The sequence below is a fragment of the Leucobacter chromiireducens genome (genome assembly GCF_051993095.1).
GTDB lineage: Bacteria > Actinomycetota > Actinomycetes > Actinomycetales > Microbacteriaceae > Leucobacter > Leucobacter chromiireducens.
The window spans coordinates 1511328-1537292 of sequence record NZ_CP197024.1; the positions used below are offsets into that span (position 1 = coordinate 1511328).

A 25965-nucleotide genomic window follows, 5' to 3' on the forward strand; every position below is an offset into this window, starting at 1 on the left:
CCATGGCCGCTTCTGAGGCGGGCGCGCAGCCCGCACGGCGAACGGTTGCCATCCTGTTCGGTGGCCGTTCGAGCGAGCACGGCATCAGCTGCGTCACCGCCGCGGGCGTGCTGCGTTCGATCGACCGTGCACTGTTCGACGTGATCCTTGTCGGCATGACCAAGCAGGGTGCCACCGTGCTCATGCAGGAGGACGACCTTGCGGGCTACAAGCTGGAGGCCGGCGCCCTGCCTGAGGTGCGCGACAACGGCACCCGCGTGCTCTGGCCCGCCTCGACCGCCACGCGCACGCTCACGCTGATCGATCAGTCTGGCGCACTGCGCAGCCTCGGCCATGTGGACGCGGTACTCCCGATGCTGCACGGGCCCTACGGCGAAGACGGCACCGTGCAGGGCATGCTCGACCTCGTCGACATGCCGTACGTGGGCAGCGGTGTACTCGGCTCGGCGCTGTGCATGGACAAGCACGCGGTCAAGGTGGTTCTCGCTGATGCTGGGATTGGTGTTGCGCCGTGGCGCACGGTGACGAAGGAGCAGCTCGACGCTGATCCGTACCTCGTCCAGCGCGTCGACGAGGGCCTCAGCTACCCGTTGTTCGTGAAGCCTGCCCGAGCGGGATCGAGCGTGGGCGTGAGCCGCGTGACGAGTGCCGACGAGATCCCCGCCGCGCTCGACATCGCGTTCGCTGAGGACCGCACGGTGCTGATCGAGTCTGGCGTTACCGGCCGCGAGGTCGAGATTGCCGTGCTCGAGGGACGCGGCGATAGCGCGCCCCGCACGAGCTCCGTGATCGGGGAGATTGTCTTCACCGGCCGCGACTTCTACGACTTCGAGGCGAAGTATCTCGGCGGCGCAGGTGTCGAGCTGGCTCTCCCGGCGGACGTGACGGCCGAAGAGTTTGCTGCGATCCGCGATGCTGCCGTGCGCGCGTACGAGGTGACGCAGTGCGCAGGCCACGCCCGGATTGATTTCTTCCTCACGGCGGATGGTCCCGTGTTGAACGAGATCAACACGCTTCCCGGGTTTACGCCCATCTCGATGTACCCGCGCCTCTGGGAAGAGTCGGGGCTCAGCTACACCGAGCTCATCACCGAGCTCATCGAGCTCGCGATCGCGAAGCGCCCGGCGTACTAGGGCCGCGGCGCTCGGCTCACTTCTGCTTGGTGATATCGAGGCTGTCGGTCAGGTCGAGGCACTGGCGCGTCTGGGGAAGCTCCTTCGCGACAGCGCTGAGATCGACCGCGGCCTCAGTGCCCGAGACCTGCTCGGAGTCGATGAAGACCGCGAGACCGGGATCCCGGCCGTACGCCTCGAAACGGTAGATCGGGGCAGCGGACTCGTCGATGATCCAGTCGACGCCGTTGACGTTCACGCAGCTGTCGGTGGTGGGACCGCTCGGCTCCACCCCGCACACCAGCTGCACGGCGGCGTTGTCGCCCCAGGCGCCCGTGCTCTGCGCGGTCGTGGAGCGACGCTCCTCACCCGCGACGGTCTTGGGCAGGCGCACGATCACGTCTGCGCACGCTGGGTTGTTCGCGTCCGCTGCCGGGTCCATCGGCACGGTGCCGGCGCAGCCCGTGAGAATTGTGGCAACTCCGCCGATGGCCGCGAGGACCGAGATCGTACGGACGAGGGGACGGCGAGAGAGCGTGTGCGAGATCACCCCCTCAGCCTAGCTGGGGTAGTTTGAGAACATGGCGCAGACGGTGGGAGAGCTCGGCGAGAGCGGTGTGTTGCAGCGCGTGCTGTCTCGGTTGTCAGTCGCGGATGCGGCCGTGCTCGGACCCGGCGATGACTGCGCGGTGCTCAGTGTGCGCGGCGAGCTGGTAGTGACCACCGACACGATGATCGAGGGGCCAGACTTTCGCGCTGCCTGGCACGGCGGCTTCGAGCTCGGCTGGAAGCTCGCCGCAACGAATCTCTCCGACGTCGCCGCAATGGGGGCCCGCCCGACGGCGCTGACTCTCGCGCTCGCGGTGCCGCGTGACACTCCGGTTTCCTTGCTCGAGCAGATCGCTGAGGGAATGACCGCCGCGTGTCGCACGCTGGCGCCCGGCTGCGGGGTGGTCGGTGGCGACCTGGGGACGGCGCCCGTGATCACCGCGGCAGTCACCGCGCTCGGCGAACTTGCGGACCGGCCCGCGGTCACGCGCTCCGGTGCCCGCGCTGGTGACCGCATTGCGTACGCGGGTGAGCTCGGGCTCGCGGGTATGGGCCTCTCGCTGTTGTTCGCAGCGGCGGCGGACGAGGACGGGATCGCCGACCCCGCCCCGATGGCTGAGCTGTGGGAGACGCAGCCCGAGATTCTCTCCGCACAGCTTGCGCCCACCCCGCCGATTCCGCTCGGGATCGCTGCCGCGGCTGCGGGCGCCTCCGCAATGATGGACGTGTCCGACTCGCTCTCGATTGACGCCCACCGAATGGCGCGAGCGAGCGAGGTGAGGCTCGATCTCTCTTCGGCGCGGCTCAGCGAGGCCTTCGGGGTGCAGCAGGGAGTCGCGGTGCCGATTGAGGCGATGCTGAGCGGGGGAGAGGATCACGGCTTGCTCGCCACCTTCCCGCCCACGGCGGAGCTGCCCCACGGGTTCTCGGTGATCGGCGAGGTATCTCCCGCAGCGCTTCCCGGGCACGGCGACTCGTCCGGTCTCTTGCTCGATGGTGCGCCCGTCGCTCCGAGCGGATGGGATCCGTACGTGGTGCGCTGGCCGGGAGCGTAGCTCGCGGAGTACAGTTGCCGCAGGGCGGAGGTCGCCTCGCGTGGGACGCGCCCGCGCATGCGTGATAGGGGACACGATGAGCAGCAAGCTGGCACCACAGATTTCCGTTTCCGGGCACGCGGAGCGACGCCTGCCGGCCGACCGGGTTGAGCTGTCGCTCAGCACCTCGCACGTGGGGCCCGAGCGGAAAACGGTGGTTGCGGAGGCCGCTGCCGAGCATGCACGCCTCGTCGCACGCGCCCAGGAGCTCGTTGGCAGCGGCGCTGCCGCGAGCTACAGCGCTGATGCACTCTCCACCTACACGAATAGCTGGCGCGATGAGCGCGGCGCGCAGGTGATTGAGCACCGCGCGTCGGTCAGCGTGTCCGTTGAGCTGACCGCACTCGACCAGGTGGGCGCGCTGACCACCGAGCTCGCGGAGGGCGGCGTAGATCCGCGCTTGAGCTGGAAGCTGAGCGACTCGAGCCGTACGGCGGTGCTCCGCGAGCTACGCGCTGAGGCGGTCGCTGATGCTCGTGAGACGGCCGTTGACTACGCCGCAGCGCTAGGCCTGAGCTCACTCGAGCTTGTCGAGCTGCGCGACACGCAGTTTGGCGGAGGCGGGATCAGCCCGATCGGTGCGCCGCGCTTCGCGATGGCCGCGGATTCGGCCCCCACCGAGGTCAACGTGCAAGACATCGCGGTGTCGGTCGATCTTGAGGCGCACTTCTCCGCGAGCGCTTCCTAGCGGCCGAGGCTTCCTAACGGCGGGGCTTCCTAGCGGCCCGCGCGGCGGGGTGGCGAGGACTTGGCCGGGCGCTCGGTCATCCCCGGGCGTTCGGTTTTTCCCGGTCGCTCGGTCTTCCCCGGGCGCTCGGGGCGCGCCCGGAAGCGGACCCGGCTGGGTGGCTCCTCGCGGAACTCTTGCCCCGAAGCGCTCGTCCAGTGCGCGACACCGCCCTCGCTTTGGGAAAGCCGCCAGCCGCCGTGATGCTTCACCGTGTGGTGCCCCCGGCAGAGGTGCGCGAGATTGTCCGTGCTCGTCGCACCGCCGCGCGCCGCGTCGACCGTGTGGTCAATGTCGCAGCGCTGGGCAGGGATCGTACAGCCCGGGGCCCTGCAGTGCAGGTCTCGCATCGCGAGGAAGCGCCGGATTTCGGGGCTCGGGCGGTAGCGCCCAACCGTGAGCACCGTGCCGTCGTCGTCGACGCGGACTCGATTCCACACGTCGCCGGACGCGGCGAGTTCCCTGGCCGTGTCAGGATCGACGGGGCCGACCCCGAGGACCTCCGCAATACCGCCACCCGCCGAGTCAAGCGGTCGTGGATTGCGTGCGCGTCAACGGATGGCAGAAACGCGGTGAGGAGAGACATACCGTCTGTCTCCTCCGTGACCCTGACGTGGCGCCGCTCGCGGGCCTCCCGATGGCGCTCGGCGAGCGGTACCTCCGCAAGCTCCGCGGCAATGCGACGGGCGATCGGTCGGAGCCGCTGGGGCGGTGCGTGACGCGCGACCTCGAGCACCTCACGCTCGTAGCGCCGGCGAAGGGGGCTGTCGTGCTCGGGGGAACCGGTCGTGAAGACGCTGCCCTCCGTGACGATGACCTCCACGTGGGGAAGTGAGATCGCGCCGGCCTCGAGTGTGGCGAGTGACTCTGCGTACTGCTCGCTGGCCACCGCCGCGGTGTCGAGCATGCGCTCCGCGACGTGCTCGCTCGTACTCAGCGTCGCGGCGAGCTCAAATCGGAGTGAGCGATACGCGATCATGCGCGCACGTGCTGCGTGTGCGCCGCCCGCACTTCCGGGGCCAGCCTGCCCCACCGGGGTCGGTACCGCGAGGGCCAAGATCCGCGCGAGCGCGCGCAGCCGGGCAGCGTCCGCGAGGCGCCGCGCGTGCTCGAGCCCGCGAAGCTCGGCGAATTCGGCGTCAACAGCCTGGATGTTGGGCGACGGCCCTGCGCGGCCGTGTGGGGTACCTCCGTTGGTGTCCATGCCCCTATTGACTCATGGACCACTGACATTGGTTCCCCACGCGGAGAGCGCCCGCAGGCACGAGACCGGGCGCGGACGCTGCGGCCCTGATCCCGATCGAAAATGACTCAGACGACTTCCCGCGAGGCGAGCACCCGGAGCGCCGCCCAGAGCTCCGCACGCGCATCAGGCGAGTCGAGGTCCAGCTGCAACAGGCTCGCTGCCGTCTGCACGCGTGCCTTCAGCGTGTGCCGGTGGATACCGAGCTCGCTCGCGGCCGGGCTCGTCTGCCCGTGGTGTGCGAGCCACGTCGTGAGGCTCTCCTCGATGCGATCGTCATGCCGCTCATCGTGGTGCCGCACCGGCGCGAGCAGCGCGGCAGCACGTGCACCAGCCTCGGGCTGCGCGGCCAGCAGCCGCAGCACGCCACCGTGCAGCTCCGGCCGATACTCGACGGGAACATCCGAGTCAGACCCCAGCGCGGCCTCGAGCGCTCGGTCCGCCTGGCCCACGAGCTCGCTGAGCCCAATCACGCCGCTCAGCGTGCCACGCTCAGAGATGCCGGCGGGAAGCCGATGCGCGACGAGCAGCCGCTTCACGGCAGGGAGGTGTCTGGTCTCCGTCACAATGAGCGGTGCGTCGGCGTAGAGCGCACCGATGAGCCCGGGGCTCCCAGCGTCGAGCGAGTAGAGATCCTCGGCAAAGCTCGGGTCCGGTTCGATCGGCCCCCGATAGCGAACGGCGGCGACGGCCCCGCTCGGGATCCGGATCAGGGCTCCCTCCGAGAGCCGCTCCGCGAGCGCGAACTGCTCCGCCACCAGCAGATGCAGGATCGCGCCACGGAGTGAGGCCTGCGCCGCGTCCATGCCACTGCGGTGCTCAAGCTGCACCGTTGCGAGGGCTCCCACAAGGCCAAGCAGGGTGCGCTCGGCGTTGTCGGGCACGCCGCGATCCTCGACGACGAGGACGCCAAGCACCTGCCCTTGCCGCCCAAGCGTCTGCATCTGGAGGCCACCCTCCGCGGCTTCGCCACCGATGCGCCCGGCGCTCAGACCGCGCGAGATCAGGTGCCGAGTTTCGCGTTGGATCCACTCGGCGCGCACCTGCGAGCGTGCGTCCTGCGGCGCGAACTCCACGAGGCGCCCCGAACGATCGGTGACGCCGACCCACTTGTTCAGTCGCGCTGCGGCCTCGCGAACCGCGGATCCCAATCCGTCTCGGTGCAGGGACGCCGCGGTCACTGCGCGCTGCGAGTCGATCGCCCAAATATCGCGGTCACGGGTCTGCGCGTCAATGAGTCGGGCGGCCGTCTGCACAATTTCGATGAATGCGGTGTCGTAGGGGACGCGGAAGAGCGGGAGTCCGAAGCGGTCGCACGCGGCGACGATGGGGGCGGGCACGCGATCCCAGTGCAGGCCGATGGCCACGCCGAGCGCGGTGACGCCCGCCTCAACGAGGCCCTGCACGTACGCATCGGCGTCGCGCTGCTCTTGCACCACGTCGAAGCGTGCGCCGGTCGTGAGGAGCACAGTGCGCGGCGTGAGAAACGGCGTGGGATCCTCGAGCTCGCTGACGTGCACCCACTGCACTGGGCGGCTCGCCGTCGTCTCGTCCGTGCCCGCGATGAGGACCAGCCCCAACTGGTATTGGTGCAGGAGCTCGCCGAGTTCGATCGTTGGATGCGGGGTGGCGGCGTCGCCTGCTCGGGCCGGTTCTCGCTGCATGAACGACTCCTTTCGTGCCACTGACGCGCCGATGCCGATGTGTCGAAAGCTGATCGGCGCACTCGCCATTCTGGCACATTGTGCAGGTGGGTGATGGCGTTATGCTGAAGCCGAATCATTTGGACGCGCGAGCGGGGTGCCGCCCGCGCGACAGCTACGCAAGGAGAATCACTCATGGTCGATGTCATCGGCGGCCCCTCGCTTCCGCAGGAGCGCAAGCTCGTTACCAGCATCCCCGGCCCGAAGTCGCAGGAGCTGCTCGCGCGCAAGAACGCTGCGGTTGCCGCTGGTGTTGGCGTGGCGCTCCCCGTCTCGATCGTTGCAGCAGGCGGCGGCGTCATGGTTGACGCCGACGGCAACTCGCTCATCGACCTGGGCTCCGGCATCGCCGTGACCGGTGTTGGCAACTCGGCTCCCGCCGTCGTCGAGGCTGTGACCGCGCAGGTTCAGCAGTTCACGCACACCTGCTTCACCGTAACCCCCTACGAGGGCTACGTGCAGGTTGCGGAGAAGCTCAACGAGCTGACCCCCGGTGATCACGAGAAGCGTTCGGCGCTCTTCAACTCGGGCGCTGAGGCAGTCGAGAACGCGATCAAGATCGCGCGTCACTACACCAAGAAGAACGGCGTCGTCGTCTTCGATCACGCGTACCACGGCCGCACCAACCTCACCATGGGCATGACCGCAAAGAACATGCCCTACAAGGATGGCTTCGGTCCCTTCGCTCCGGAGATCACCCGCGTTGCGACCTCCTACCCCTACCGCGACGGCCTGACCGGTGCTGAGGCAGCCGAGGTTGCGCTGACGCAGATCGAGAAGCAGGTCGGCGCTGCCAACCTCGCCGCGATCATCATCGAGCCCATCCAGGGTGAGGGCGGCTTCATCGCTCCCGCCGAGGGCTTCCTCCCCGCACTGCAGGAGTGGGCGACCGCCAACGGCGTTGTCTTCATCCTCGACGAGGTGCAGACCGGCTTCGCACGTACCGGTGATCTCTTCGCTGCAAACCACGAGGGTGTCGTTCCCGACCTCGTTACCACCGCAAAGGGCATCGCCGGTGGCCTGCCCCTGTCGGCTGTGACCGGCCGCGCCGAGATCATGGATTCCGCTCACGCGGGAGGCCTCGGTGGCACCTACACCGGTAGCCCGATCTCGTGCGCCGCTGCGCTCGCAACGATCGAGACCTACGAGAAGGAGAACCTCGCTGCTCGTGCCAGCGAGATCGGTGCAATCATCACCGAGTTCTTCACTGAGCTGCAGAAGACGGACGATCGCATCGGCGACATCCGTGGCCGCGGCGCAATGATGGCCGTCGAGTTCGTCGAGTCGGGCTCCATGAAGCCCGCCGCCGCGCTCACCGGTGCGATCGCGAAGCACGCAGCGAACGAGGGCGTCATCCTCCTTACCTGCGGCACCTACGGCAACGTGGTCCGCTTCCTCCCGCCGCTCTCGATCTCCGACGAGCTGCTCCGCGAGGGCCTGCAGATCGTTGCAGACGCCCTCAAGGCGAACGCCTAAGTCCACCCCGAAAGGACACTGAATTATGGCTCTGAAGCCCAACGAGCAGGAACTGCTCGACCGCGTCCAGTCCGGTCTTGGTATCGGCGGCACCTGGGAGCCCGCAACCTCGGGTGCAACGCTCGACGTGCACGATCCCGCCACCGGCGAGGTCATCAAGTCGATCGCTGACGCCACTGTCGAGGACGCCGTGCGCGCGCTCGATGCTGCCGTCGCCGCGCAGGACAGCTGGGCGGCAACGCCGGCCCGCGAGCGCTCGAACATCCTTCGTCGCACCTTCGACCTGCTCATGGAGCGCAAGGAGGAGTTCGCGCTCCTCATGAGCATGGAGATGGGCAAGCCCATCGCCGAGGCTCGTGGCGAGGTCAACTACGGTGGCGAGTTCCTGCGCTGGTTCTCGGAAGAGGCCGTCCGCGTGCAGGGTGACTACCGGCAGAACCCCGAGGGCACGGGCAACATGCTCGTCTCGCACCTCCCCGTGGGTCCGTGCTACTTCATCACCCCGTGGAACTTCCCCCTCGCGATGGCGACCCGCAAGATCGCTCCGGCGCTGGCCGCTGGCTGCACCGTGGTCATCAAGCCCGCCGCGCTGACGCCGCTCACCACCATCTTCTTCGCGCAGCTGCTCGAAGAGGCCGGCCTCCCCGCCGGTGTGGTCAACGTCGTCGCAACCTCGAAGTCGAGCGCACAGTCGAGCGCGATCCTCTCGGATCCCCGACTCCGCAAGCTCAGCTTCACCGGCTCGACCCCCGTGGGTGTCAAGCTGCTTGAGGCTGCTGCGCAGAACGTACTCCGGACCTCGATGGAGCTCGGCGGCAACGCTCCCTTCATCGTGTTCGAGGACGCCGATCTGGATCGCGCGGTCGAGGGTGCAATGCTCGCGAAGTTCCGCAACATCGGTCAGGCCTGCACTGCAGCCAACCGCGTGATCGTGCACGAGTCGGTCGCGGACGAGTTCGTGCGCCGCGTGAGCGAGAAGGTCGCTGCCTTCTCGGTCGGCCGTGGCGCCGAGGAGGGCTTCGACATCGGCGCCCTCGTCGACGAGAAGGCCGTCGCGAACACGGCGCGCCTGGTGCAGGACGCAGTGGACACCGGCGCAACGGTCGTCACCGGTGGCGAGGCGATCGAGGGTCCGGGCAGCTTCTTCCAGCCCACCGTCGTCGATCACCTCACCCCGCAGTCGGCGATCATGCGCGAGGAGATCTTCGGACCCCTCCTCGGCGTGATCCGCTTCTCCACTGAGGAGGAGGCTGTTGAGATCGCGAACAACACCGAGTACGGCCTCATCAGCTACGTCTTCACGGAGAACATCCACCGTGGGCACCGCATGATCGAGAAGCTCGAGAGCGGCATGATGGGCCTGAACACGGGCCTCGTCTCGAACGCTGCAGCGCCCTTCGGTGGCCTGAAGCAGTCGGGCCTCGGCCGCGAGGGCGGCTTCGAGGGCATCCACGAGTTCCTCTCGTCGAAGTACACTCTGCTGCCGCGCTAGTCGCGTCACAACACAGCGGGCTCCGGGATCACCTGATCTCGGGGCCCGCTGTGCGTTCTGCCTGGCGGCCTTTCGGCCTACGCGGTGGTGAGCTCGGCGCGCACTGTGTCGAGTCGCTCCTGCACCTCGGAGATACGCGCCGCCGAGATGCCAGCCACCTCGGCAAACTCCGGCCAGCGCGCCACTGCATCCCCAACCTCGCTCAGGACCGCGCGGGCTCCGGGAACGGCGAACTGGTCGGCGAGGGTGAGGAGATCCCGTGCGGTGATGTACTCGAAGCGGCCATTTACCGACATGAGGTGCTGCCGTAGCCACACACTCGATGGGCTGTACGCGAATGTGAGGTCGTACGCGGGGGAGAGCCGCCAAGCGCCATCCTGCGCCATCGTGAATGCGTGATTCTTTGTGTGATCGTCGTTGTTCGCGGCGAGCACGTTGAAGCAGGCGCGCCGGAAGAGCTGCTCGCCGACTTCAAGCCCTAGTTCTTCTGCCACAAGGAAGAGCGTCGCGTAGTCATGCGTGCCCAGAGCATTGAAGTCTGCGCCCGCGAGCGCACAGAGCGACTGCATGTGCAGGCGATCGCCCGTGGTGCCGGGTCGGTCGAAGCGGCGCGTCATGAAGTGGGCGCGGCCGCCCTCCTCGAGCAATCGACACTCGGCCATTTCGATCCCGGCGGCGCCGGCCATGAGGGCGTAGGCATACTCTGTTCGACCGTACTCACCCGTCGCGCCGAGCTGAGTATCCGATCCGACGCCGTCAAACTTGAGCAGCCATTGCTCGAAGCCTGCGGGGGCAGCGATGCCACCCGCGCGAATCTCGTCGCTCTCCCGGTTCCAGGCGATGATCGCTTTTGGGCGTGCGCCGCCCGCCGAACTGCCGACCTGGAGGAGATCATTCACGGCGCTCGTGCGTGTGGTGGGATCGAGCGAGCCGTGCACAGCGGCGCGCGCGGCCTCCACCAGCTGCCCGAGCTCGAGTGAAGAAGCCGCCGCGCCGGGTGACTGCGCGGGGTGGAAGGTGAGCGCGCCGAGTGCCCGCTCGCCGACGTAGGCGAGCCGATCGATCGGGCGCACGTCACTGGGCAAGATGCCCTGGCGGGCGAGCGCCGCCGCGATCACCGAGTTGCCGAAGCGATCGGGGGCCGAGTCCGCGATGAGCGGTGGCAGTCCGTGGAACGTCTCCTCAGGAAGCTCTGGAAAAGACCAGATCCTGCCGCGCGGGATCGTGGGCATGAGGAGCGGCGAGAGCTCGCGGTCGCGCCACCCGGGCGCATACTCGAATGCGGCGACCCCGCCGCGCCCACTGGAGAGCGCGCCGACGGTTTCGCCCCAGGCGCGGACTTCGAGAACGTCTACCCGCGTGAATGTCATGCTTCTGCCCCCCGCCGCGGGCGGATCCCGCGCTCGCGTTCCTGCTGCTCGCGGAGGAGCGACATGGGGCTCGGGCCCGGATCTGGCGCGAGCTCATCGAGCCAGTCGCTGCGGCCGAGCGCACGGACCACCCTGATGAGGGTCGCGAGACTGGACCCTTCGCCGCGCTCGAGCGCGCTCACCGAGTTGCGGTTGATGTTCGCTCGGCGGGCAAGCTCCGCTTGTGACCACTGCTCGGCGCGGCGAGCGCGTCGCAGCTGCTCGCCGATGTGCGCTTCCCACCGCTCCGTGGTCCAGCGGCGCTTGACTAAATTATTGGGCATAACGCAAGATTACGCCCATTCTGCATAACTTTCTAGGAGGCTTCGAGTTCTGACCACCAGAGTGCGGTCTCGCCGTAGCGCTTCTCGCGCACGGGGACGAGCCCTGCTGGAAGGGTGGGCTCGGGGCTTCGCGAGCTGCGCTCAACCAGTACCGCGGCATCGGGCGCCAAGAGGGGGAGCAACGCTGTCAGGTTGCCGGTGAGCTCTTCTTCGCCGAGGTCGTAGGGCGGATCGAGCAGCGCGACGTCCCACAAGGCGCGCTCACCGCGCGCGTGCGCGTCGTCGAGGTAGCCCTGCACTGACTGCCGCGCGACCGTGATTTCCGGCGAGTCGCCACCGCGAAAGGCGCCGAGTACGGTGCGCACGTTCTGGGACGCGACCTGAGCCGCCGGCGCGTGTTTTTCGACGAGCGCAATGCGCCGCGCGCCACGACTTGCGGCCTCGAGCCCCAGCGCACCGGACCCCGCGTAGAGGTCGAGGACGCGTGCTTCGCGCACGAGATCCCACGACTCAAGGGTGGAGAAGATCGCCTCGCGGACGCGATCGCTCGTCGGTCTGGTCCCGGCCTTCGGAACGGCGAGTCGGAGCGAACCGGCCGCCCCCGCAATGATTCTGGTCACTCTCCGAGGGTAGCGTGGACTCGCGCGCACACGCGCAGTGTCAGTGGTCGACGCTACGCTGGAGGCATGTCCCAGGTCACTCTCGAGACGAGTCTCGCCGGCGTTGTGGGCGCTCGCACCGCGAAGCCGCTGGAGAAGTCGTTTGGCATGCAGACCGTCGGTGATCTCGTGCTCCACGTGCCGCGGCGCTATTCCCGGCGTGGCGAGCTCACCCCGCTCTCCGGCCTGCCGCTTGGTGAGCAGATCACGGTGGTCGCGCAGGTCCTCGATGTGCGCACCCGATTCATGCAGCGCCGGCGAGGCAGCATCCTCGAGGTGCGCATCACCGATGGGACCGGTTCTCTCACCCTGACCTTCTTCAACCAGGAGTGGCGGGCGAAAGACCTCATCTCGGGGCGGCGTGGCATCTTCGCGGGGAAGGTGAGTGAGTATCGCGGGCAGCTCCAGCTCCAGCACCCCGAGTACGAACTGTTTGACAACCGCGACGACGCGCCAGGCGGGGAGCAGCTGGACGAGGCCGCGGCGAAGGCATGGGCGGAGACGCCGGTACCGATCTACCCGGCGACCGCGCAGATGCCCAGTTGGACCGTGCAGCGCGCCGTTGAGCTCGCGCTCGACGCGCTCGCGCCAGTGTCCGACCCGCTTCCTGCTGCCCTCGTTCGGAGCGAGGGTCTCATGCCGTACCACCGCGCGCTCGAGCTCGTGCACCGGCCGCAGCATGACGCAGACTGGCGTGGTGCGCGGGAGAGCCTACGGTTCCGTGAGGCGTTCGAGCTGCAACTCGCGCTCCTCGACCGGCGTCGGCGTGCAGCCGCCCAGCAGAGCACCCCGCGCCCACTGGGCGGAGCAGCACTCGAGCGCTTCGACGCTGAGTTGCCGTTCGAACTGACGGGCGATCAGCGGCGCGCGGGCGCGGCGATTGCTGCAGACCTTGCGGAGCCGCATCCCATGCACCGATTGCTGCAGGGTGAGGTGGGCTCGGGCAAGACACTCGTTGCGCTGCGGGCAATGCTGCAGGTCGCGGGAAGCGGTGGGCAAAGCGCGCTTCTCGCGCCCACGGAGGTGCTTGCCGCGCAGCACTTCCGTTCGATCTGCGAGGCCCTCGGGCCGGAGCTCACCGAGTCGCTGAGCCCGGTACTCCTCACCGGTCGTATGCCCGCCGCGGAGCGCAAGCGCACGCTGCTCGCGATCGCGGCGGGTGCTGCGCAGATCGCGGTCGGCACGCACGCGCTGCTCGGAGATGCGGTGATGTTCGCGGACCTCGGGCTCATCGTCGTCGACGAGCAGCACCGCTTCGGCGTCGAGCAACGTGAAACCCTCCGGCAGAAGGGGGCACAGCCGCATGTGCTCGCGATGACCGCGACACCCATCCCACGAACCGTCGCGCTGACGGCATTTGGCGACCTCGAAGTGACGACGATTCGCGAGCTTCCGCCTGGTCGGTTGGGCATCGAGACGTTCACGGTGCCCGAACTCGAGATGCCCGCGCGCGCCGCCCGTGTGTGGGCGCGCGCGGTGGAAGACATTCATGCCGGGCGGCAGGTGTACGTGGTCTGCCCCGCAATCGCCGCGGACGAGGTTGAAGCGGGGGAGGAGCTGGAGCCGGAAGCCGACGGCGAGTCTGCCGTGAGCGGCGTGCGCGGTGACGGAGCCACTCCGCGTCCCCTCGCGAATGTCGCCGATACGGTAGCCGAGCTGCAAGCGCGTCCGGACTTCGCCGGGATCTCGATCGCCGGGCTCCACGGCGGCATGCCTGGGCCCGAGAAAGATCAGATCATGCGCGCCTTCGCGGATGGCCAGATCCAACTGCTTGTCGCGACCACCGTGATCGAGGTCGGCGTGAACGTGCCGAACGCGACCATCATGATCGTTCGAGACGCGGATCGCTTCGGCATCTCGCAGCTCCACCAGTTGCGTGGCCGGGTGGGACGAGGCGCCCACGCGGGGTTGTGTCTCCTCATGACTGCGGCTGAGCAGGGCTCCGTTGCGCGTGAACGAATCGACGCGATCGCGGCGACGACAGATGGCTTCGCGCTCGCGGAGGTCGACCTCGAACTGCGTCGGGAGGGCGACATCCTCGGCACAGAGCAGTCGGGTGGCCGCTCGACTCTCCGCCTGTTGCGCGTGGTCGAGCACGGGGATCTCATCGTGCACACGCGTGAACTTGCGGCGGCGCTGCTCGACCACGATCCTGAGCTTGAGACCGCCCCTGAACTCGCCGCGATCCTTGCGAGCGAGCGCGAGGCTGGGCATCTCGACAACCTCGCGAAGTCCTAGCGCCTCCGCGAAACGGACTTTCATACCCAGGTACCACTGGGCAAGGCACCGACGGCTGATGCGCGGCGCCGCACGAGAATCTACCTTGGAACTATCGCCGGGAGTCCGGCAGCAGATTTCAAGGAGGCACCATGATTGAGGCACGCGGCCTGAGCAAGCGGTACGGCGGCAAGCTTGCCGTCGATGACGTGAGCTTCACGATTCAGCCCGGCCAGGTGACGGGGTTCCTCGGCCCGAATGGCGCAGGCAAGTCGACGAGCATGCGGCTCATGGTTGGGCTCGACCGGCCTACCGCCGGAACGGTCACGATTCATGGGCGCCGGTACGCCGACCTGCCGGCTCCGCTCCACGAAGTGGGAGCGCTCCTCGACGCGAAGGGCGTGCACCCCGGGCGCACAGCCCGCAGCCACCTCCGCGCGCTTGCGGCAACACACCGCATCCCGGAGCGGCGCGTGCACGAGGTGCTCGAGCAGACGGGTCTCGGCGCGGTCGCCAACAAGCGGGTAGGCGGCTTCTCGCTCGGCATGGGGCAGCGACTCGGCATCGCCGCCGCACTGCTCGGTGATCCGCGCGTGCTGATCCTTGACGAGCCGGTCAACGGGCTCGACCCCGACGGTGTGCTCTGGGTGCGCCAGCTCGTGCGCCACCTCGCGAGCGAGGGGCGCACGGTGCTCCTGTCGAGCCACCTCATGAGCGAGATGGCGCAGACCGCGGACCACGTGATTGTGCTGGGCCGTGGCCGCGTGGTCGCTGACGCCCCCATTGGCGAGTTCATCTCCGCGGGGCGGCAGCAGCGCGTCACGGTGCGCAGCCCCGAAGCGGCGCGGCTTGCCTCACTGCTCATGTCGGTGCCGAACACGACGGCAACGCTCGAGCCGGCTGGAGACGAGTCATTCACCGTGGGCGGACTGTCTGCACCGGAGATTGGTGGTGTCGCGGCAGCGCACGGCATCGTCCTGCACGAGCTTAGCCCAGTTGCGGCGAGCCTCGAGGACGCCTACCTGGACCTCACCCGTTCCGAGCTCGAGTACGCGACCGCGTAGTCGCGCGTCGCCTCAGCTCTTTGGCAGACAAGCCCTAAGGACTTTCATCATGACTTCAACGCTCATTATCGACGGCAGCTCGGCGCCCGCGCCGGGCCCCACTGGTGCCACCCGCGTACCGCTGCCCGGTCCGGGGCAGACGTTCGGCGGCGTCCTGCGCAGCGAACGTATTAAGCTGTCTTCGCTCCTCTCGGTGCGGCTGACCCTTCTGATTACCGTGCTCTCCGGGCTGGGGATCAGCACGCTCATGGCCGTGCTCATGAGCGGCGAGATCCGCGACGGCAACGCGGGAATGTTTAGTGCCGGGGGCGAAGGCCTTCAGAGCTACCTCCTCATGTCGAGCACGCTGTCGGCGCCATTCCTGGCACTCATCTTTGGTGTGCTTGGTGTCTTCGCGATCTCGAGCGAGTACTCAAGTGGCATGATCCTGTCGACGCTGACCGCGGTGCCGAAGCGCACGCCGGTGTTCGTGGCGAAGGCGCTCGTGCTCGCGGCGCTCTCCGCACTCACGGCGGCGCTCCTCGTGCTCGGTGGGCTTGCGGTCGCGGTGCTCTGCCTGCCCGACGCGGCAGCTCAGCTCGGCACCACCCCCGTGATCTCCGGTGCGCTCGGAACCATCGCGTACCTGGTGCTCATCGCGCTCTTTGCATTCGGCGTTGCGGCGCTGCTGCGCTCCACCGCCGGTGGCGTTGCTGTGGTCGCTGGAATCACCTTCGTGATGCCCATTGTCTTCCAGGTGCTCAGCATCACGGGTTGGGAATGGGTCGGCACCGCAAGCATGTACCTCCCCACCCCGCTCGGTGGAACCCTCTCGCAGGGCCTGACCACCATGCCCATGGAACCCGGGTACTGGGTGGCACTCACCGCAATGGTCATCTGGGCCGCGGTCACGGTCGTGCCCGCAGCGATCTTGTTCAAGCGACGCGACGCTCGCTAACGCTCAGACGCCGCTCGCGGCGAAGAAGTTAGGCTAGGGGGATGATCAGCGAAGCCGAAGTGCGGCTCCCGAGAGCGCCCGGCGTGATACGCCGGGCGCTCGCGGCGCACCCCGTTGTCGTTGACGTGTTTATCGTCGTCTGGTTCGTGTTGGGCAGTCTGTTCGGCGTACTGCTCGATCTGCTTTCGGCGGCGAACTGGAGTGGCACCGCTGACCCGGAAACATGGTTCGGCGTGCCCAGGTATCTCGAGTGGCCGCTCTGGCCGCTCACCGCGATTCGTGTCGCAGTGGTCGCGACGGCGCTGTTCTTCCGGCGCCGGTACCCGCTCGCGGGGCTCATCGTTGTGGTGCTTGTGATGTTCGGCGAGCAGGGCATGCAGGGGTTTGCCAACGGGGTTGCACTGCTCTTCATGATCTACGCGGTTCCGGTTTACCGCAGCGTCTCGGCGGGCTGGCTCGGCTACGGCATCGCGGTCGTGGGGAGCCTGCTGCAGCTTGCGCTCGACTCTCGCCGTGCCGCGCAGCAGCTCGCGCAAACCGGGCCCGCGGGGATGATCAGCGCAGACATGGGCATCGTGCGTTCACCCACTGAGTTTCTCGGGATCAGCCTGCTGACCGCACTGTGGCTGCTCGCCATCCTCATGCTCGGCATCAACCTGGGCAACCGACGACGCTACCTGGAGGCAATCATCGACCGTGCCCACCAGCTGGCACGCGAGCGCCATCAGCTTGCGCAACTCGCAGTGGCGGAGGAACGCTCGCGTATCGCCCGCGAGATGCACGACATCGTGGCGCACTCTGTGTCAGTCATGATCGCGCTTTCGGAGGGAGCGGCACGTGCGGCGGAGGCCGCGCCGGAAGCCGCTGCTGACGCGATGCACCGAAGCGCGGAGACTGGCCGCACCGCGCTTGGTGAAATGCGGCGACTGCTTGGCGCGCTCCATGCGCCCGAGGATCGGGCAGAGCTCGTCCCGCAGCCTGGCGTGCAGGAGCTGCCAGAACTGGTGCAGAGCTTCACGAGTGCGGGCCTGCGCGTCTCCCTCACCGTCTCAGGCAGTGCCTCGGGTGACCGGGGGCAGGAGCTCGCCGTGTACCGCGTGGTGCAGGAGGGGCTCACGAACGTCCTGCGCTACGCAGGCACGGGAGCGCGAGCCACCGTCGAGGTCGCGCGCTACCCAGACCGCACGAGCGTGGAGGTACGTGACTATGGCCGCGCAGCAGGTTCCGTGCGCCCCGTTGTGGGCGTGGGCTCTGGCCGCGGGCTTGCTGGTCTCAGCGAACGCGCGCGCGTGTTTGGCGGCCACATCGAATCGGGGCCGGTCACGGAGGCCGGAGGCGGCGGCTGGCGCCTCTGGGCGGTTCTCCCCGTGAGTGCTGCCGCTCGCACGCCGCACCCCGAAGTTTCATCCGAGCGCGGTGCGCCGCGCAAACCCGAGGAGCAGACCGAATGACCGACACCCCGATTCGCGTGATGCTGGTCGATGATCAAGAACTCATTCGTACGGGATTCCGTCTCGTGCTGCTGGGGGAGCCCGGAATCGACGTGGTCGCCGAGGCGAGCGACGGCGAGGAGGCGCTGGCAAGCCTCGGGCGGCTCGAGCAAGCGGGCGCGGGCTGCGACATCGTTCTCATGGATGTGCGCATGCCCGGGATGAACGGCATTGACGCGACCCGGGCAGTCGTTGAGCGTTTTCCAGACGTGCGTGTGGTTGTGCTCACCACTTTCGATCTTGACGAGTACGCGACCGGAGCCATCCAGGCAGGTGCGAGTGGCTTCCTGCTGAAGGATGCGCGTCCCACCGAGCTCGTTGATGCGATCCGTCGTGTCGCCGCGGGAGACGCGACGATGGCACCGAGCGTCACGAAGCGACTCCTTGAACAGCTGCGACTGAATGGCACGTTGCCCCAGGAAGGCGTTGCAGCACCCAGCTTCGGCTTCGCAATGTCGACGGAGGCGCCCGCGGTCGCGGGGATTGCGCCCGAGCTTGAGGTGCTCACTGAGCGGGAGCTCGATGTGCTCCGGCTCATCGCTGAGGGAAAAAACAATGGCGAGATCAGCGGGGAACTCTTCCTCTCAGAATCTACGGTGAAGACCCACGTGGGGCGTGTGCTTGCGAAGCTCCAACTGCGTGACCGTGTACACGCCGTGATCTTCGCAAAACAGCACGGACTCTAGAGGCTGGGCGGCTAGGCTAGTCGCATGAGTAAGATCGCAGTCGTCCCCGGATCGTTTGATCCCGTGACCCTGGGGCATCTCGATGTCATCCGGCGAGCAGCCGGCGTGTTCGATGAGGTGCACGTGCTCGTCGTGCACAACCCGGGCAAAAACGCCATGCTGCCGCTCTCTGAGCGCGTCGGTTTGATCAAGAAGTCCCTCGAAGAAGACCCGGATATTCCGGACAACATCCTTGTCGCCTCGTGGTCGGTCGGCCTGCTGGTCGACTACTGCACCGAGGTCGGGGCGTCGGTCCTCGTAAAGGGCATTCGCTCCCAGATCGATGTGGCGTACGAGACGCCGATGGTGTTGATGAACCGCAGCCTCGCCGGTGTCGAGACGGTGTTCATGCTGCCCGACCCGGCGCACGCGCACGTGTCAAGCACACTGGTGCGGCAGGTGGCCTCGCTCGGCGGCGACGTAAGCCCGTACGTCCCGCCCGCGGTTGCGCGCTTCCTGGACAAGAAGCGGCCTGCCTGATGGCCGGGGGAGAGGCCGTGGCGAACGGCCGCGGGGCAGCAAGCCGTGTGTTCCAGGAGAGCATTCGCGACATTCTGAATCGCCCGGGCGAGATGCGTGAGCGCTCACGCACGATCTCGCTGCCTGAAAAGTGGGGCGAGGCACTCGCTGAAATCCCCGCAGGGGCTGAGATCGAGCTCGATGTGCGGCTCGAATCGGTGCACGAAGGGATCCTGGTATCGGCGGAGGCGCGCACGACGATGCACGCTGAGTGCGGTCGATGCCTGAAAGATTTCACCACGCCGTTTCAAGTCGAGTTTCAGGAGCTTTTCGCGTATACTCCTACGGAGGCCGACGAGTATGAGGTTCACGGTGATCACGTGGATCTTGAACCTCCGCTCCGAGACGCGGTAGTGCTTGCACTTCCGTTCCAGCCTGTGTGTCGCCCGGACTGCCCGGGACTCGATCCCGAGTCCGGTGAGCTGCGCGAGGCATCGGCTGCGGCGGTGCCTGATGTGGAAATTGATCCGCGTTGGGCGGCGCTGGCTGGTTTTGATGCCAGTGCTGAGACCGTCACGGCTGAACTAGAACCTGGCTCGGGGGAACATCCCGGGTCTGAAAGCAAGTAGGAAAGAGAACATCATGGCTGTTCCCAAGCGGAAGATGTCGCGCTCGAACACCCGTCACCGCCGTTCGGCATGGAAGGCCGCTGTGCCTTCGCTGGTCAAGACCGTTGAGAACGGCAAGACCGTGTACAGCCTGCCGCACCGCGCTCGCGTGGTCGAGGACTCGCAGGGCACCCCCCTGTTCCTCGAGTACAAGGGCCGCAAGGTCGCTGACATCTAAGACTGCCGCGTGAACGGGAACGAATCATCGCTCCCGCGCACCGACCGCAAGAAGCCGTCGGGGTCCCCTCTGGGTGGCCTCGACGGCTTTCTTGTTTCACTCGGTGTTGCGGTTGAGCCGGAACTCGGACAGCTCGCTCTGACCCACCGCTCGTGGGCGTACGAGCACGGCGGTGCCCCGCACAACGAGCGCCTCGAATTTCTCGGCGACTCCATCCTTGGCCAGGCAGTGACGGTCAAGCTGTATCGCGACTACCCAGAACTGAGCGAGGGCGAACTCGCCAAGCGTCGAGCTGCGCTCGTATCCTCGGTGGCGCTCGCAGAGTTGGCGCGCGACCTCGGCGTGGGCGCCGTTCTTCTGCTCGGCAAGGGTGAGGAGCTCACCGGCGGCCGTGAGAAGGATTCTCTCCTCGCGGATGCTGTGGAGGCGCTCATCGGTGCTGTGTATCTCTCGGCCGGCCCCGCGGAGGCTGAGCGCTTTGTGCTCGGGCTTGTGGACACGCTGCTCGCTGATCCCGATCGATTCACGGATGCGCTCGATCCGAAGACCGCGCTCCAGCAGGAAGCCGGGAAGCGGGGCCTGCCGCACCCGCCGTACGAAACCTACGGCACCGGGCCCGATCACGACCGGCGCTACACCGCGCACGTCAAGATCGCCGGGGTTGCGGGCCGGGGCTCGGGGACGAGCAAGAAGAACGCTGAGCTCGCCGCCGCGCGCGACGCGCTCGCCAAGCTGCGGCAACGCGCAGGCTAGTCCACGTGCCGGAGCTTCCCGAAGTTGAGGTGGTGCGTGCGGGGCTGGCCCCCGCCGTTACCGGAGCACGCGTGGTTGCTGCGGAGGTGCGGGATCCGCGCGCGCTCAAGCGCCACGTACCGCTCGGCGGCGACGATGGCCTCGGCGGGCACGGCGTCACCCTGCCCGCTGAGGCTGCGGCAACGCGCGCTGCCGACTTTGAGCGCCGGGTCACCGGCCTCACGCTGGGATCGCCGGCGCGGCGCGGGAAGTTTATGTGGGTGCCGGTTGCCGCCGAGCGGCCTACCGCAGAGCCATGGTCGCTCCTCGCTCACCTCGGCATGAGCGGTCAACTCCTGCTTCGGGACACGACGGCACTTGACGATCGACACGTGCGCATTCGGCTTTGGATCGGGCACCCCACGCATGGCGAGCTGCGCCTTGACTTCGCGGATCAGCGTCTTTTTGGCTCGCTCGCCCTCGATCGCCTCGCACCCACGCCCGACGGCGCGCCGGGTGGCTTCGGGGGCGACGCGGAAGTTCCTGCGTTGCTGCCCGTGCAGGCTTCACGCATTGCCCGTGATCCGCTCGATCCGCACTTTGATGATGCCGAGTTCGTCGCCTCGGCTCGCCGTCGTGGCTCCGGGATCAAGCAGCTCTTGCTCGATCAATCGCTCGTGAGCGGGGTGGGCAACATCTACGCGGACGAGGCGTTGTGGCGCGCTCGGATGCACCCTGAGACACCCGGACGCCGGATCTCCGCGGCACGCCTCACCGGGCTCCTCGCACTTCTCCGCGACGTATTTGCGCAGGCACTCGCCGAGGGCGGCACGAGCTTCGACGAGCAGTACGTCAACGTGAACGGGCAAGCTGGGTATTTCGCGCACTCGCTCAATGCATATGGTCGCGGGGGAGAACCGTGTCATAGATGTGGCGAGCCACTGAAGCGAATTCCCTTCGGCGGGCGCTCGAGCCATTTCTGCCCCCGCTGCCAGCGTCGGCGTTGAGAACTGGTCGCTTTCGCGAGACTACTTCGTGTGCAGTTCCGGGGCAGCAAAAAGAAGGTCGAACTCCTCGCAGACAACCTCAAGATCATCGCTCACTGCGTAGGCGGTGCCGGCGAGTACGCGAGAGTAATAGCCCTGGTGGGCAGTCCGCCACCAGCTGAGGGTTCGATCGCCTTCGCCTTCGGTTCGCGCAAACTCCTCGTCCACATCGGCGAAACGCCGAATCTCGACCGACCGCGTTTGAATGACGGCGCGTGCGATTCCGGCCTCGTCCGTCACGATGGCATAGTCGCCTGGCTGCGGGATCGGGTCTCCAGCGAGCTCCAGTTCGGCGACTGACGGCGCAGTTGCGCACTTCACGCCCGACAGTACGAGTTCGAGTAGAGCGTCGGCTTCTTCAGCGTTGTCGCTGAACGAGTACGACAGCGGCAGGCTCGCAGGTACTGATGGGGTCACCCCTCGATACTGAGCCCAGAGTCGTGCGACCGAATCGTCCATCGTTTCCCCCTTCGACTGACCCGCGCGTGTGCGGCACGTTGAGCTTAGCGGCGGGGGAATCCTGCGGTGCTCGCTAGGCTGGGACGATGAAGTTCTCCGCGTTTGCTCAGTACGCCGCACTATCACGCGACTTACGGTTCGCGGATGCAGAGCCGCAGGCTGAGGAACAGGGCAGCGACTACGAGGCTGGCACGGTGGTCTGCGATGCGGAGCTGTGGCGCATTCGCACCGCGCGTGTGACGCCGCGCAAGCCCGGTGCATTTGTGGCGTTCTGGGAACGGGACCGCGTGGGCGCGACGCGGCCGTTCTCTGAGGACGCGAGTATGGCGGGGCTGCTGGTGTTTGTCCGGGACGAATCGCGCTTTGGGGTCTTTCGCCTTCCAACTGCAGCACTGCGCGCGCTCGGAATCGTGCGCACGAGCACGCAAACCGGAAAACGTGGATTCCGTCTCTACCCCGCGTGGTGCTCGGACTTGAACCCGCAGGCCGCGAGGACCCAGCGCGCCCAGGCGCCATATTTCACGCAGCTTCGCTGAGGTCCGAGGGTGCAGCTTCCGCTGCTCGATCGACCGCGAATGCGAGATGGGGCAGCTCGGCCCCCCGGTACTGCATGGTGAAGTGCCCGCGCACCGTCATACCGATTCGGATCGCGACATTCATCGACGCGGTATTGGTGTTGCGAACCTGCGACCACACACGGCGCGCATCGAGCTGAGTGAAGGCGTAGTCTCGGCAGGCCGTTGCCGCCTCAACAGCATAGCCCTGGTGCCAGTGCGCTCGATTGAAGAGATACCCGACCTCAATCACATTCTCGCCCAGGATGTGCTGCCGTGTGAGGCCGCACTGTCCGATGAACTCGCCTGTCTCGCGCAGGATCACCGCCCACAGCCCGAACCCGTCATCGCGGTAGCGATCCAGCGCGCGACGCAACCAGGCCTGGACGAGCGCCTCATCGAACGCCCCCTCATACGCGGTCATCGTGATCTCGTCCTGCAAGATGGCTCGCAATGCGGGGAGATCATCCGCGGTCATTTCGCGAAGCGTGAGTCGAGGCGTGGAGGGGGGGGCATGAAGCCCAGTATTGCAGCAGTGCACGTTGCAGTCTTGCTCGCCCGGCGGTGCTCCGACCGCCTGGGGCGGCGGCTCACAGTGCCGCGCCCTCCCGTGCTCTTCAGAGGTTTTTATGCTGGACCAATGAAAACTCTGGTGTTAGCGTGTGGCCATGAGCGAGCACACGGATCATGGCCCCAATCCCTACGTCGTCAACCTCGAGGACGCGACGCGCACGAACGAGGTGTTTCGTACGACGCTGTGGACGGGCGAGTTTCTCCAGATGACGCTGATGTCGATCCCGGTGGGTGGCGATATTGGCCTCGAACTTCATGGCGACACGGACCAGTTCCTCCGCCTTGAGCAGGGGCGCGGACGCGTGCAGATGGGCCCCTCGGCCGAGCAGCTGACGTTTGACGAAGAAGTGGGCGCTGATTGGGGAGTGTTCGTGCCGAGCGGTGTCTGGCACAACATCAGCAACATCGGCGATGAGCCGATGCGTGTCTACAGTATTTACGCGCCTCCGCACCACGTGCCCGGCACCGTGCACGTCACGCAGGCAGACCAGGACCACTAGGCCTTAGCTGCGCAGGGCTTCTCCCTGTTCTTCAAGGAGGAAACAAGCGAGCGCGACCAGTCGTTCGCAGGCTTCGGGCGCTGAGGCGCGGTACTTCACCGGCCGCAGCTGCGTCACGTGCTCGCGACCATCTCCCGTATTCCGTTGCCCATCACTTGGTCGTGCACGCGAGAATGGTGCCATGATCGGGCCCGCGCCTGTGCATCACGTTGACGACCCTGTCGCTCTGGCCCGAGCCTAGGCCTGGAAGGCGTCTGCAATTCTTTGTGCGGCCTCCCGATCGCGTGCCACGAACTGGATGCCGGATCCAGTGGACGTCGAGATCGTCACGGCAGCGGTGCCGCCCATGCTGAAGCGGAGCATGCGGGCCCCAGCCACGGTGGCGGGTGCCGCAGGCCAGTTGATGATGCTCGGATTCATGCCGTCGTCTGCGGTGACGGTGATCTGGCTGACGTCGGAGCGGGATAATGCTCGAGACACGAGCGGGGCGCGGAACCGGGCTCGCTCCGAGTCCACCGTGACCGAGATCGCGGCAGCCCAAGCCCACGATGCACCGAACGTGATCAGCGCGAGGGGGATGAGCCAGGTCGCCGCGATTCCGGTGGCAAACGCGATGACGCCCGCAAACGCCGCCCCGACCCCCAGGGCGACAAGCGGGCCGACGCGCGCGACGCCGTGAGCGCGCTCGATGTGCGAGAACTCGCCGTGGGATCGTTCGGGGTCAGTGCCTGCCGCGCGGGGTGAGCGCGGGTCCGGAGTTGGGGGAGTCATGGCACTCCTCTCGGTGGGTACGGAGTTCCAGCCTATGGGCTGCCATGCTGCGTCGAGAGTGTCACCGAAAGCGGCGTCGGTGCTGCAGATTTTCCGACGAGTAGAAATACTCGAGTATTTCACCCCTTGATTTGTGCAGTGAGGGGGTTTCGGAGGGTGCAGAGTGAGAACTAGTCCAGGAAGGTCACCGCGAAAGTGATCTGGCAGCCACTACAAAGGAGTCATCATGACTGCATTCCAGAACGACATCGACGCCGTGGAGGCGCTCAAGGCGCAGAGCGGTTCGGGCTGGGACCAGATCAACCCCGAGTACGTCGCTCGCATGCGTGCGCAGAACCGATTCAAGACGGGTCTTGAGATTGCCCAGTACACCGCAGACATCATGCGCCGCGACATGGCCGAGTACGACGGCGACTCCTCCGTCTACACGCAGTCGCTCGGTGTGTGGCACGGCTTCATCGGCCAGCAGAAGCTGATCTCGATCAAGAAGCACCTGAAGACCACGAACAAGCGCTACCTCTACCTCTCGGGCTGGATGGTTGCTGCACTCCGCTCGGAGTTCGGCCCGCTGCCCGATCAGTCGATGCACGAGAAGACCTCGGTCCCCGCACTGATCGAGGAGCTGTACACCTTCCTGCGCCAGGCTGACGCGCGTGAGCTCGACCTGCTCTTCACGCAGCTCGACGACGCTCGTGTCGCCGGCGACGAGACCGCGGTGGAGTTCATCCAGTCGCAGATCGACAACTACGAGACGCACGTTGTGCCGATTATCGCCGACATCGATGCGGGCTTCGGTAACCCCGAGGCCACGTACCTGCTCGCGAAGAAGATGATCGAGGCGGGCGCGTGCGCGATCCAGATCGAGAACCAGGTCTCGGATGAGAAGCAGTGCGGTCACCAGGATGGCAAGGTCACGGTTCCCCACGAGGACTTCCTCGCGAAGATCAACGCGGTGCGCTACGCATTCCTTGAGCTTGGCATCGACAATGGCGTGATCGTTGCCCGTACCGACTCGCTCGGCGCCGGCCTCACGCAGAAGCTGGCCGTCACGAACACCCCCGGTGACCTGGGCGACCAGTACAACGCGTTCCTCGATGTCGAGGAGATCTCTGAGGCTGATCTTGGCAACGGTGACGTCGTCATCAAGCGCGACGGCAAGCTCCTCCGCCCGAAGCGCCTCGCTTCGAACCTCTACCAGTTCCGTAAGGGCACGGGCGAGGACCGTTGCGTGCTCGACTGCATCACCTCGCTGCAGAACGGCGCCGACCTCCTCTGGATCGAGACCGAGAAGCCGCACGTCGAGCAGATCGCAGGCATGGTCGACCGCATTCGCGAGGTCGTCCCGAATGCGAAGCTCGTGTACAACAACAGCCCCTCCTTCAACTGGACGCTCAACTTCCGTCAGCAGGCGTTCGATCAGCTGGCCGAAGAAGGCAAGGACGTGTCGGCATACGATCGCGAGAAGCTCATGGCGGTCGAGTACGACGGCACCGAGCTCGCTGAACTCGCTGACGAGAAGATCCGCACCTTCCAGAAGGACGGCTCGGCTCGTGCCGGCATCTTCCACCACCTCATCACGCTCCCGACCTACCACACCGCGGCGCTGTCGACCGACAACCTCGCGAAGGGCTACTTCGGTGACGAGGGCATGCTCACCTACGTTCGCGACGTGCAGCGCGAAGAGATCCGCCAGGGCATCGCAACCGTGAAGCACCAGAACATGGCTGGCAGCGACATTGGTGACAACCACAAGGAGTACTTCGCCGGTGATGCAGCGCTCAAGGCTGGCGGCAAGGACAACACGATGAACCAGTTCTAAGGTTCACCTCGCCCCTCCCAGGGGC

Annotated in this window: 27 protein-coding genes; 18 read left to right on the plus strand and 9 right to left on the minus strand. The window is 66.8% G+C overall.

Features of this window, described 5'->3' with window-relative positions; all coding sequences use genetic code 11:
- Positions 1–2 precede the first annotated feature (2 nt).
- On the plus strand, positions 3–1133 hold the full coding sequence (locus ACR81A_RS06750; RefSeq protein WP_440313133.1) for a D-alanine--D-alanine ligase family protein: 1131 nt from the start codon (positions 3–5) through the stop codon (positions 1131–1133).
- A gap of 16 nt (positions 1134–1149) precedes the next feature.
- Here ACR81A_RS06750 and ACR81A_RS06755 read toward each other — a convergent pair whose 3' ends face one another.
- The gene (locus ACR81A_RS06755) at positions 1150–1662 is read right to left on the minus strand and encodes a DUF3515 family protein (protein WP_337249001.1); all 513 of its coding nucleotides are present in this window, start codon (positions 1660–1662) and stop codon (positions 1150–1152) included.
- 31 nt (positions 1663–1693) lie between these two features.
- On the opposite strand from ACR81A_RS06755, the gene thiL reads away from it, so the two are divergent.
- Together thiL and ACR81A_RS06765 are read left to right on the plus strand one after the other, a co-directional pair.
- Positions 1694–2716: a thiamine-phosphate kinase gene (thiL, locus tag ACR81A_RS06760; RefSeq protein ID WP_202383050.1), complete on the plus strand. Its 1023-nt coding sequence runs from the start codon at positions 1694–1696 to the stop codon at positions 2714–2716.
- 76 nt (positions 2717–2792) lie between these two features.
- On the plus strand, positions 2793–3443 hold the full coding sequence (locus tag ACR81A_RS06765; RefSeq protein WP_440313084.1) for an SIMPL domain-containing protein: 651 nt from the start codon (positions 2793–2795) through the stop codon (positions 3441–3443).
- Between the two features lie 247 nt (positions 3444–3690).
- Here ACR81A_RS06765 and ACR81A_RS06770 read toward each other — a convergent pair whose 3' ends face one another.
- Positions 3691–4686: a DUF222 domain-containing protein gene (locus tag ACR81A_RS06770; protein ID WP_440313085.1), complete on the minus strand. Its 996-nt coding sequence runs from the start codon at positions 4684–4686 to the stop codon at positions 3691–3693.
- Positions 4687–4793: 107 nt separating this feature from the next.
- Positions 4794–6389: a PucR family transcriptional regulator ligand-binding domain-containing protein gene (locus ACR81A_RS06775; protein ID WP_440313086.1), complete on the minus strand. Its 1596-nt coding sequence runs from the start codon at positions 6387–6389 to the stop codon at positions 4794–4796.
- 174 nt (positions 6390–6563) lie between these two features.
- Here ACR81A_RS06775 and gabT point away from each other — a divergent pair, with 174 nt between their 5' ends.
- Entirely contained in the window at positions 6564–7904 is a 1341-nt protein-coding gene (gene gabT / locus ACR81A_RS06780) for a 4-aminobutyrate--2-oxoglutarate transaminase (protein ID WP_202383054.1), read from the plus strand.
- Positions 7905–7929: 25 nt separating this feature from the next.
- Complete coding sequence (locus tag ACR81A_RS06785) at positions 7930–9396, plus strand: NAD-dependent succinate-semialdehyde dehydrogenase (RefSeq protein WP_202383055.1); 1467 nt, start codon at positions 7930–7932, stop codon at positions 9394–9396.
- 77 nt (positions 9397–9473) lie between these two features.
- On the opposite strand, the gene ACR81A_RS06790 is transcribed toward ACR81A_RS06785, so the two are convergent.
- From ACR81A_RS06790 to ACR81A_RS06800, 3 genes are read right to left on the minus strand one after another with little or no spacing between them, the layout of a single operon-like run.
- Positions 9474–10766 carry a type II toxin-antitoxin system HipA family toxin gene (locus ACR81A_RS06790; protein WP_440313087.1) on the minus strand — a complete coding sequence of 431 codons (1293 nt, stop codon included), beginning with the start codon at positions 10764–10766 and terminating at the stop codon, positions 9474–9476.
- The gene (locus tag ACR81A_RS06795; RefSeq protein ID WP_202383057.1) at positions 10763–11089 is read right to left on the minus strand and encodes a helix-turn-helix transcriptional regulator; all 327 of its coding nucleotides are present in this window, start codon (positions 11087–11089) and stop codon (positions 10763–10765) included. Before ACR81A_RS06795 ends, ACR81A_RS06790 begins: the two co-directional genes overlap by 4 nt.
- A gap of 32 nt (positions 11090–11121) precedes the next feature.
- Positions 11122–11709, minus strand: coding sequence for an RsmD family RNA methyltransferase (locus ACR81A_RS06800; RefSeq protein WP_440313088.1), 588 nt, complete (start codon positions 11707–11709; stop codon positions 11122–11124).
- 66 nt (positions 11710–11775) lie between these two features.
- On the opposite strand from ACR81A_RS06800, the gene ACR81A_RS06805 reads away from it, so the two are divergent.
- The 10 genes from ACR81A_RS06805 to mutM all read left to right on the plus strand — a co-directional run bounded on the left by ACR81A_RS06805 (position 11776) and on the right by mutM (position 21225).
- Entirely contained in the window at positions 11776–13986 is a 2211-nt protein-coding gene (locus ACR81A_RS06805) for an ATP-dependent DNA helicase RecG (RefSeq protein ID WP_202383059.1), read from the plus strand.
- Positions 13987–14117: 131 nt separating this feature from the next.
- Positions 14118–15029, plus strand: coding sequence for an ABC transporter ATP-binding protein (locus ACR81A_RS06810; protein ID WP_440313089.1), 912 nt, complete (start codon positions 14118–14120; stop codon positions 15027–15029).
- Positions 15030–15078: 49 nt separating this feature from the next.
- Positions 15079–15966, plus strand: a complete 888-nt coding sequence (locus ACR81A_RS06815; protein ID WP_202383061.1) for an ABC transporter permease — start codon at positions 15079–15081, stop codon at positions 15964–15966.
- Between the two features lie 41 nt (positions 15967–16007).
- Positions 16008–17417 (plus strand): sensor histidine kinase, encoded by a 1410-nt coding sequence (locus ACR81A_RS06820; RefSeq protein WP_202383062.1) that lies wholly within the window; start codon positions 16008–16010, stop codon positions 17415–17417.
- On the plus strand, positions 17414–18142 hold the full coding sequence (locus ACR81A_RS06825; protein ID WP_440313090.1) for a response regulator: 729 nt from the start codon (positions 17414–17416) through the stop codon (positions 18140–18142). Before ACR81A_RS06820 ends, ACR81A_RS06825 begins: the two co-directional genes overlap by 4 nt.
- 24 nt (positions 18143–18166) lie before the next feature.
- Complete coding sequence (gene coaD / locus ACR81A_RS06830) at positions 18167–18661, plus strand: pantetheine-phosphate adenylyltransferase (protein WP_202383064.1); 495 nt, start codon at positions 18167–18169, stop codon at positions 18659–18661.
- The gene (locus ACR81A_RS06835) at positions 18661–19269 is read left to right on the plus strand and encodes a YceD family protein (protein WP_202383065.1); all 609 of its coding nucleotides are present in this window, start codon (positions 18661–18663) and stop codon (positions 19267–19269) included. The genes coaD and ACR81A_RS06835 overlap by 1 nt, the downstream gene beginning before the upstream one ends.
- Positions 19270–19282: 13 nt before the next feature.
- Positions 19283–19486 carry a 50S ribosomal protein L32 gene (gene rpmF, locus ACR81A_RS06840; RefSeq protein ID WP_202383066.1) on the plus strand — a complete coding sequence of 68 codons (204 nt, stop codon included), beginning with the start codon at positions 19283–19285 and terminating at the stop codon, positions 19484–19486.
- 69 nt (positions 19487–19555) lie between these two features.
- Entirely contained in the window at positions 19556–20239 is a 684-nt protein-coding gene (gene rnc, locus ACR81A_RS06845) for a ribonuclease III (protein WP_237462909.1), read from the plus strand.
- A 5-nt stretch (positions 20240–20244) separates the two neighbouring features.
- Positions 20245–21225: a bifunctional DNA-formamidopyrimidine glycosylase/DNA-(apurinic or apyrimidinic site) lyase gene (gene mutM, locus ACR81A_RS06850; protein WP_440313091.1), complete on the plus strand. Its 981-nt coding sequence runs from the start codon at positions 20245–20247 to the stop codon at positions 21223–21225.
- Positions 21226–21246: 21 nt separating this feature from the next.
- On the opposite strand, the gene ACR81A_RS06855 is transcribed toward mutM, so the two are convergent.
- Positions 21247–21681: an ASCH domain-containing protein gene (locus tag ACR81A_RS06855; RefSeq protein ID WP_440313092.1), complete on the minus strand. Its 435-nt coding sequence runs from the start codon at positions 21679–21681 to the stop codon at positions 21247–21249.
- Between the two features lie 128 nt (positions 21682–21809).
- On the opposite strand from ACR81A_RS06855, the gene ACR81A_RS06860 reads away from it, so the two are divergent.
- Complete coding sequence (locus tag ACR81A_RS06860) at positions 21810–22259, plus strand: MepB family protein (RefSeq protein ID WP_440313093.1); 450 nt, start codon at positions 21810–21812, stop codon at positions 22257–22259.
- Here ACR81A_RS06860 and ACR81A_RS06865 read toward each other — a convergent pair.
- Complete coding sequence (locus tag ACR81A_RS06865; RefSeq protein WP_440313094.1) at positions 22243–22818, minus strand: GNAT family N-acetyltransferase; 576 nt, start codon at positions 22816–22818, stop codon at positions 22243–22245. The two genes, ACR81A_RS06860 and ACR81A_RS06865, sit on opposite strands and share 17 nt — an antisense overlap.
- A gap of 127 nt (positions 22819–22945) precedes the next feature.
- On the opposite strand from ACR81A_RS06865, the gene ACR81A_RS06870 reads away from it, so the two are divergent.
- Positions 22946–23350: a cupin domain-containing protein gene (locus tag ACR81A_RS06870; protein WP_440313095.1), complete on the plus strand. Its 405-nt coding sequence runs from the start codon at positions 22946–22948 to the stop codon at positions 23348–23350.
- A 237-nt stretch (positions 23351–23587) separates the two neighbouring features.
- On the opposite strand, the gene ACR81A_RS06875 is transcribed toward ACR81A_RS06870, so the two are convergent.
- Positions 23588–24121, minus strand: a complete 534-nt coding sequence (locus tag ACR81A_RS06875; protein WP_440313096.1) for a hypothetical protein — start codon at positions 24119–24121, stop codon at positions 23588–23590.
- A 226-nt stretch (positions 24122–24347) separates the two neighbouring features.
- Between ACR81A_RS06875 and ACR81A_RS06880 the strand changes: the two genes are divergently transcribed.
- A complete protein-coding gene (locus ACR81A_RS06880) occupies positions 24348–25940 on the plus strand; it encodes an isocitrate lyase (RefSeq protein ID WP_202383080.1) in 1593 nt (530 codons plus the stop codon).
- Positions 25941–25965 lie beyond the last annotated feature (25 nt).

Excerpts from the sequence above, each read along its gene's own strand:
- thiL (WP_202383050.1), top strand. The coding sequence starts at position 1,694 with ATGGCGCAGACGGTGGGAGAGCTCGGCGAGAGCGGTGTGTTGCAGCGC.
- ACR81A_RS06770 (WP_440313085.1), bottom strand. The coding sequence starts at position 4,686 with ATGGACACCAACGGAGGTACCCCACACGGCCGCGCAGGGCCGTCGCCC.
- ACR81A_RS06810 (WP_440313089.1), top strand. The coding sequence starts at position 14,118 with ATGATTGAGGCACGCGGCCTGAGCAAGCGGTACGGCGGCAAGCTTGCC.
- ACR81A_RS06825 (WP_440313090.1), top strand. The coding sequence starts at position 17,414 with ATGACCGACACCCCGATTCGCGTGATGCTGGTCGATGATCAAGAACTC.
- ACR81A_RS06860 (WP_440313093.1), top strand. The coding sequence starts at position 21,810 with ATGAAGTTCTCCGCGTTTGCTCAGTACGCCGCACTATCACGCGACTTA.
- ACR81A_RS06795 (WP_202383057.1), bottom strand. The coding sequence starts at position 11,089 with ATGCCCAATAATTTAGTCAAGCGCCGCTGGACCACGGAGCGGTGGGAA.
- ACR81A_RS06820 (WP_202383062.1), top strand. The coding sequence starts at position 16,008 with ATGATCAGCGAAGCCGAAGTGCGGCTCCCGAGAGCGCCCGGCGTGATA.
- ACR81A_RS06880 (WP_202383080.1), top strand. The coding sequence starts at position 24,348 with ATGACTGCATTCCAGAACGACATCGACGCCGTGGAGGCGCTCAAGGCG.
- rpmF (WP_202383066.1), top strand. The coding sequence starts at position 19,283 with ATGGCTGTTCCCAAGCGGAAGATGTCGCGCTCGAACACCCGTCACCGC.
- ACR81A_RS06805 (WP_202383059.1), top strand. The coding sequence starts at position 11,776 with ATGTCCCAGGTCACTCTCGAGACGAGTCTCGCCGGCGTTGTGGGCGCT.
- ACR81A_RS06785 (WP_202383055.1), top strand. The coding sequence starts at position 7,930 with ATGGCTCTGAAGCCCAACGAGCAGGAACTGCTCGACCGCGTCCAGTCC.
- ACR81A_RS06790 (WP_440313087.1), bottom strand. The coding sequence starts at position 10,766 with ATGACATTCACGCGGGTAGACGTTCTCGAAGTCCGCGCCTGGGGCGAA.
- ACR81A_RS06870 (WP_440313095.1), top strand. The coding sequence starts at position 22,946 with ATGAGCGAGCACACGGATCATGGCCCCAATCCCTACGTCGTCAACCTC.
- ACR81A_RS06815 (WP_202383061.1), top strand. The coding sequence starts at position 15,079 with ATGACTTCAACGCTCATTATCGACGGCAGCTCGGCGCCCGCGCCGGGC.
- gabT (WP_202383054.1), top strand. The coding sequence starts at position 6,564 with ATGGTCGATGTCATCGGCGGCCCCTCGCTTCCGCAGGAGCGCAAGCTC.
- ACR81A_RS06875 (WP_440313096.1), bottom strand. The coding sequence starts at position 24,121 with ATGACTCCCCCAACTCCGGACCCGCGCTCACCCCGCGCGGCAGGCACT.
- ACR81A_RS06775 (WP_440313086.1), bottom strand. The coding sequence starts at position 6,389 with ATGCAGCGAGAACCGGCCCGAGCAGGCGACGCCGCCACCCCGCATCCA.
- ACR81A_RS06765 (WP_440313084.1), top strand. The coding sequence starts at position 2,793 with ATGAGCAGCAAGCTGGCACCACAGATTTCCGTTTCCGGGCACGCGGAG.
- coaD (WP_202383064.1), top strand. The coding sequence starts at position 18,167 with ATGAGTAAGATCGCAGTCGTCCCCGGATCGTTTGATCCCGTGACCCTG.
- ACR81A_RS06750 (WP_440313133.1), top strand. The coding sequence starts at position 3 with ATGGCCGCTTCTGAGGCGGGCGCGCAGCCCGCACGGCGAACGGTTGCC.
- ACR81A_RS06835 (WP_202383065.1), top strand. The coding sequence starts at position 18,661 with ATGGCCGGGGGAGAGGCCGTGGCGAACGGCCGCGGGGCAGCAAGCCGT.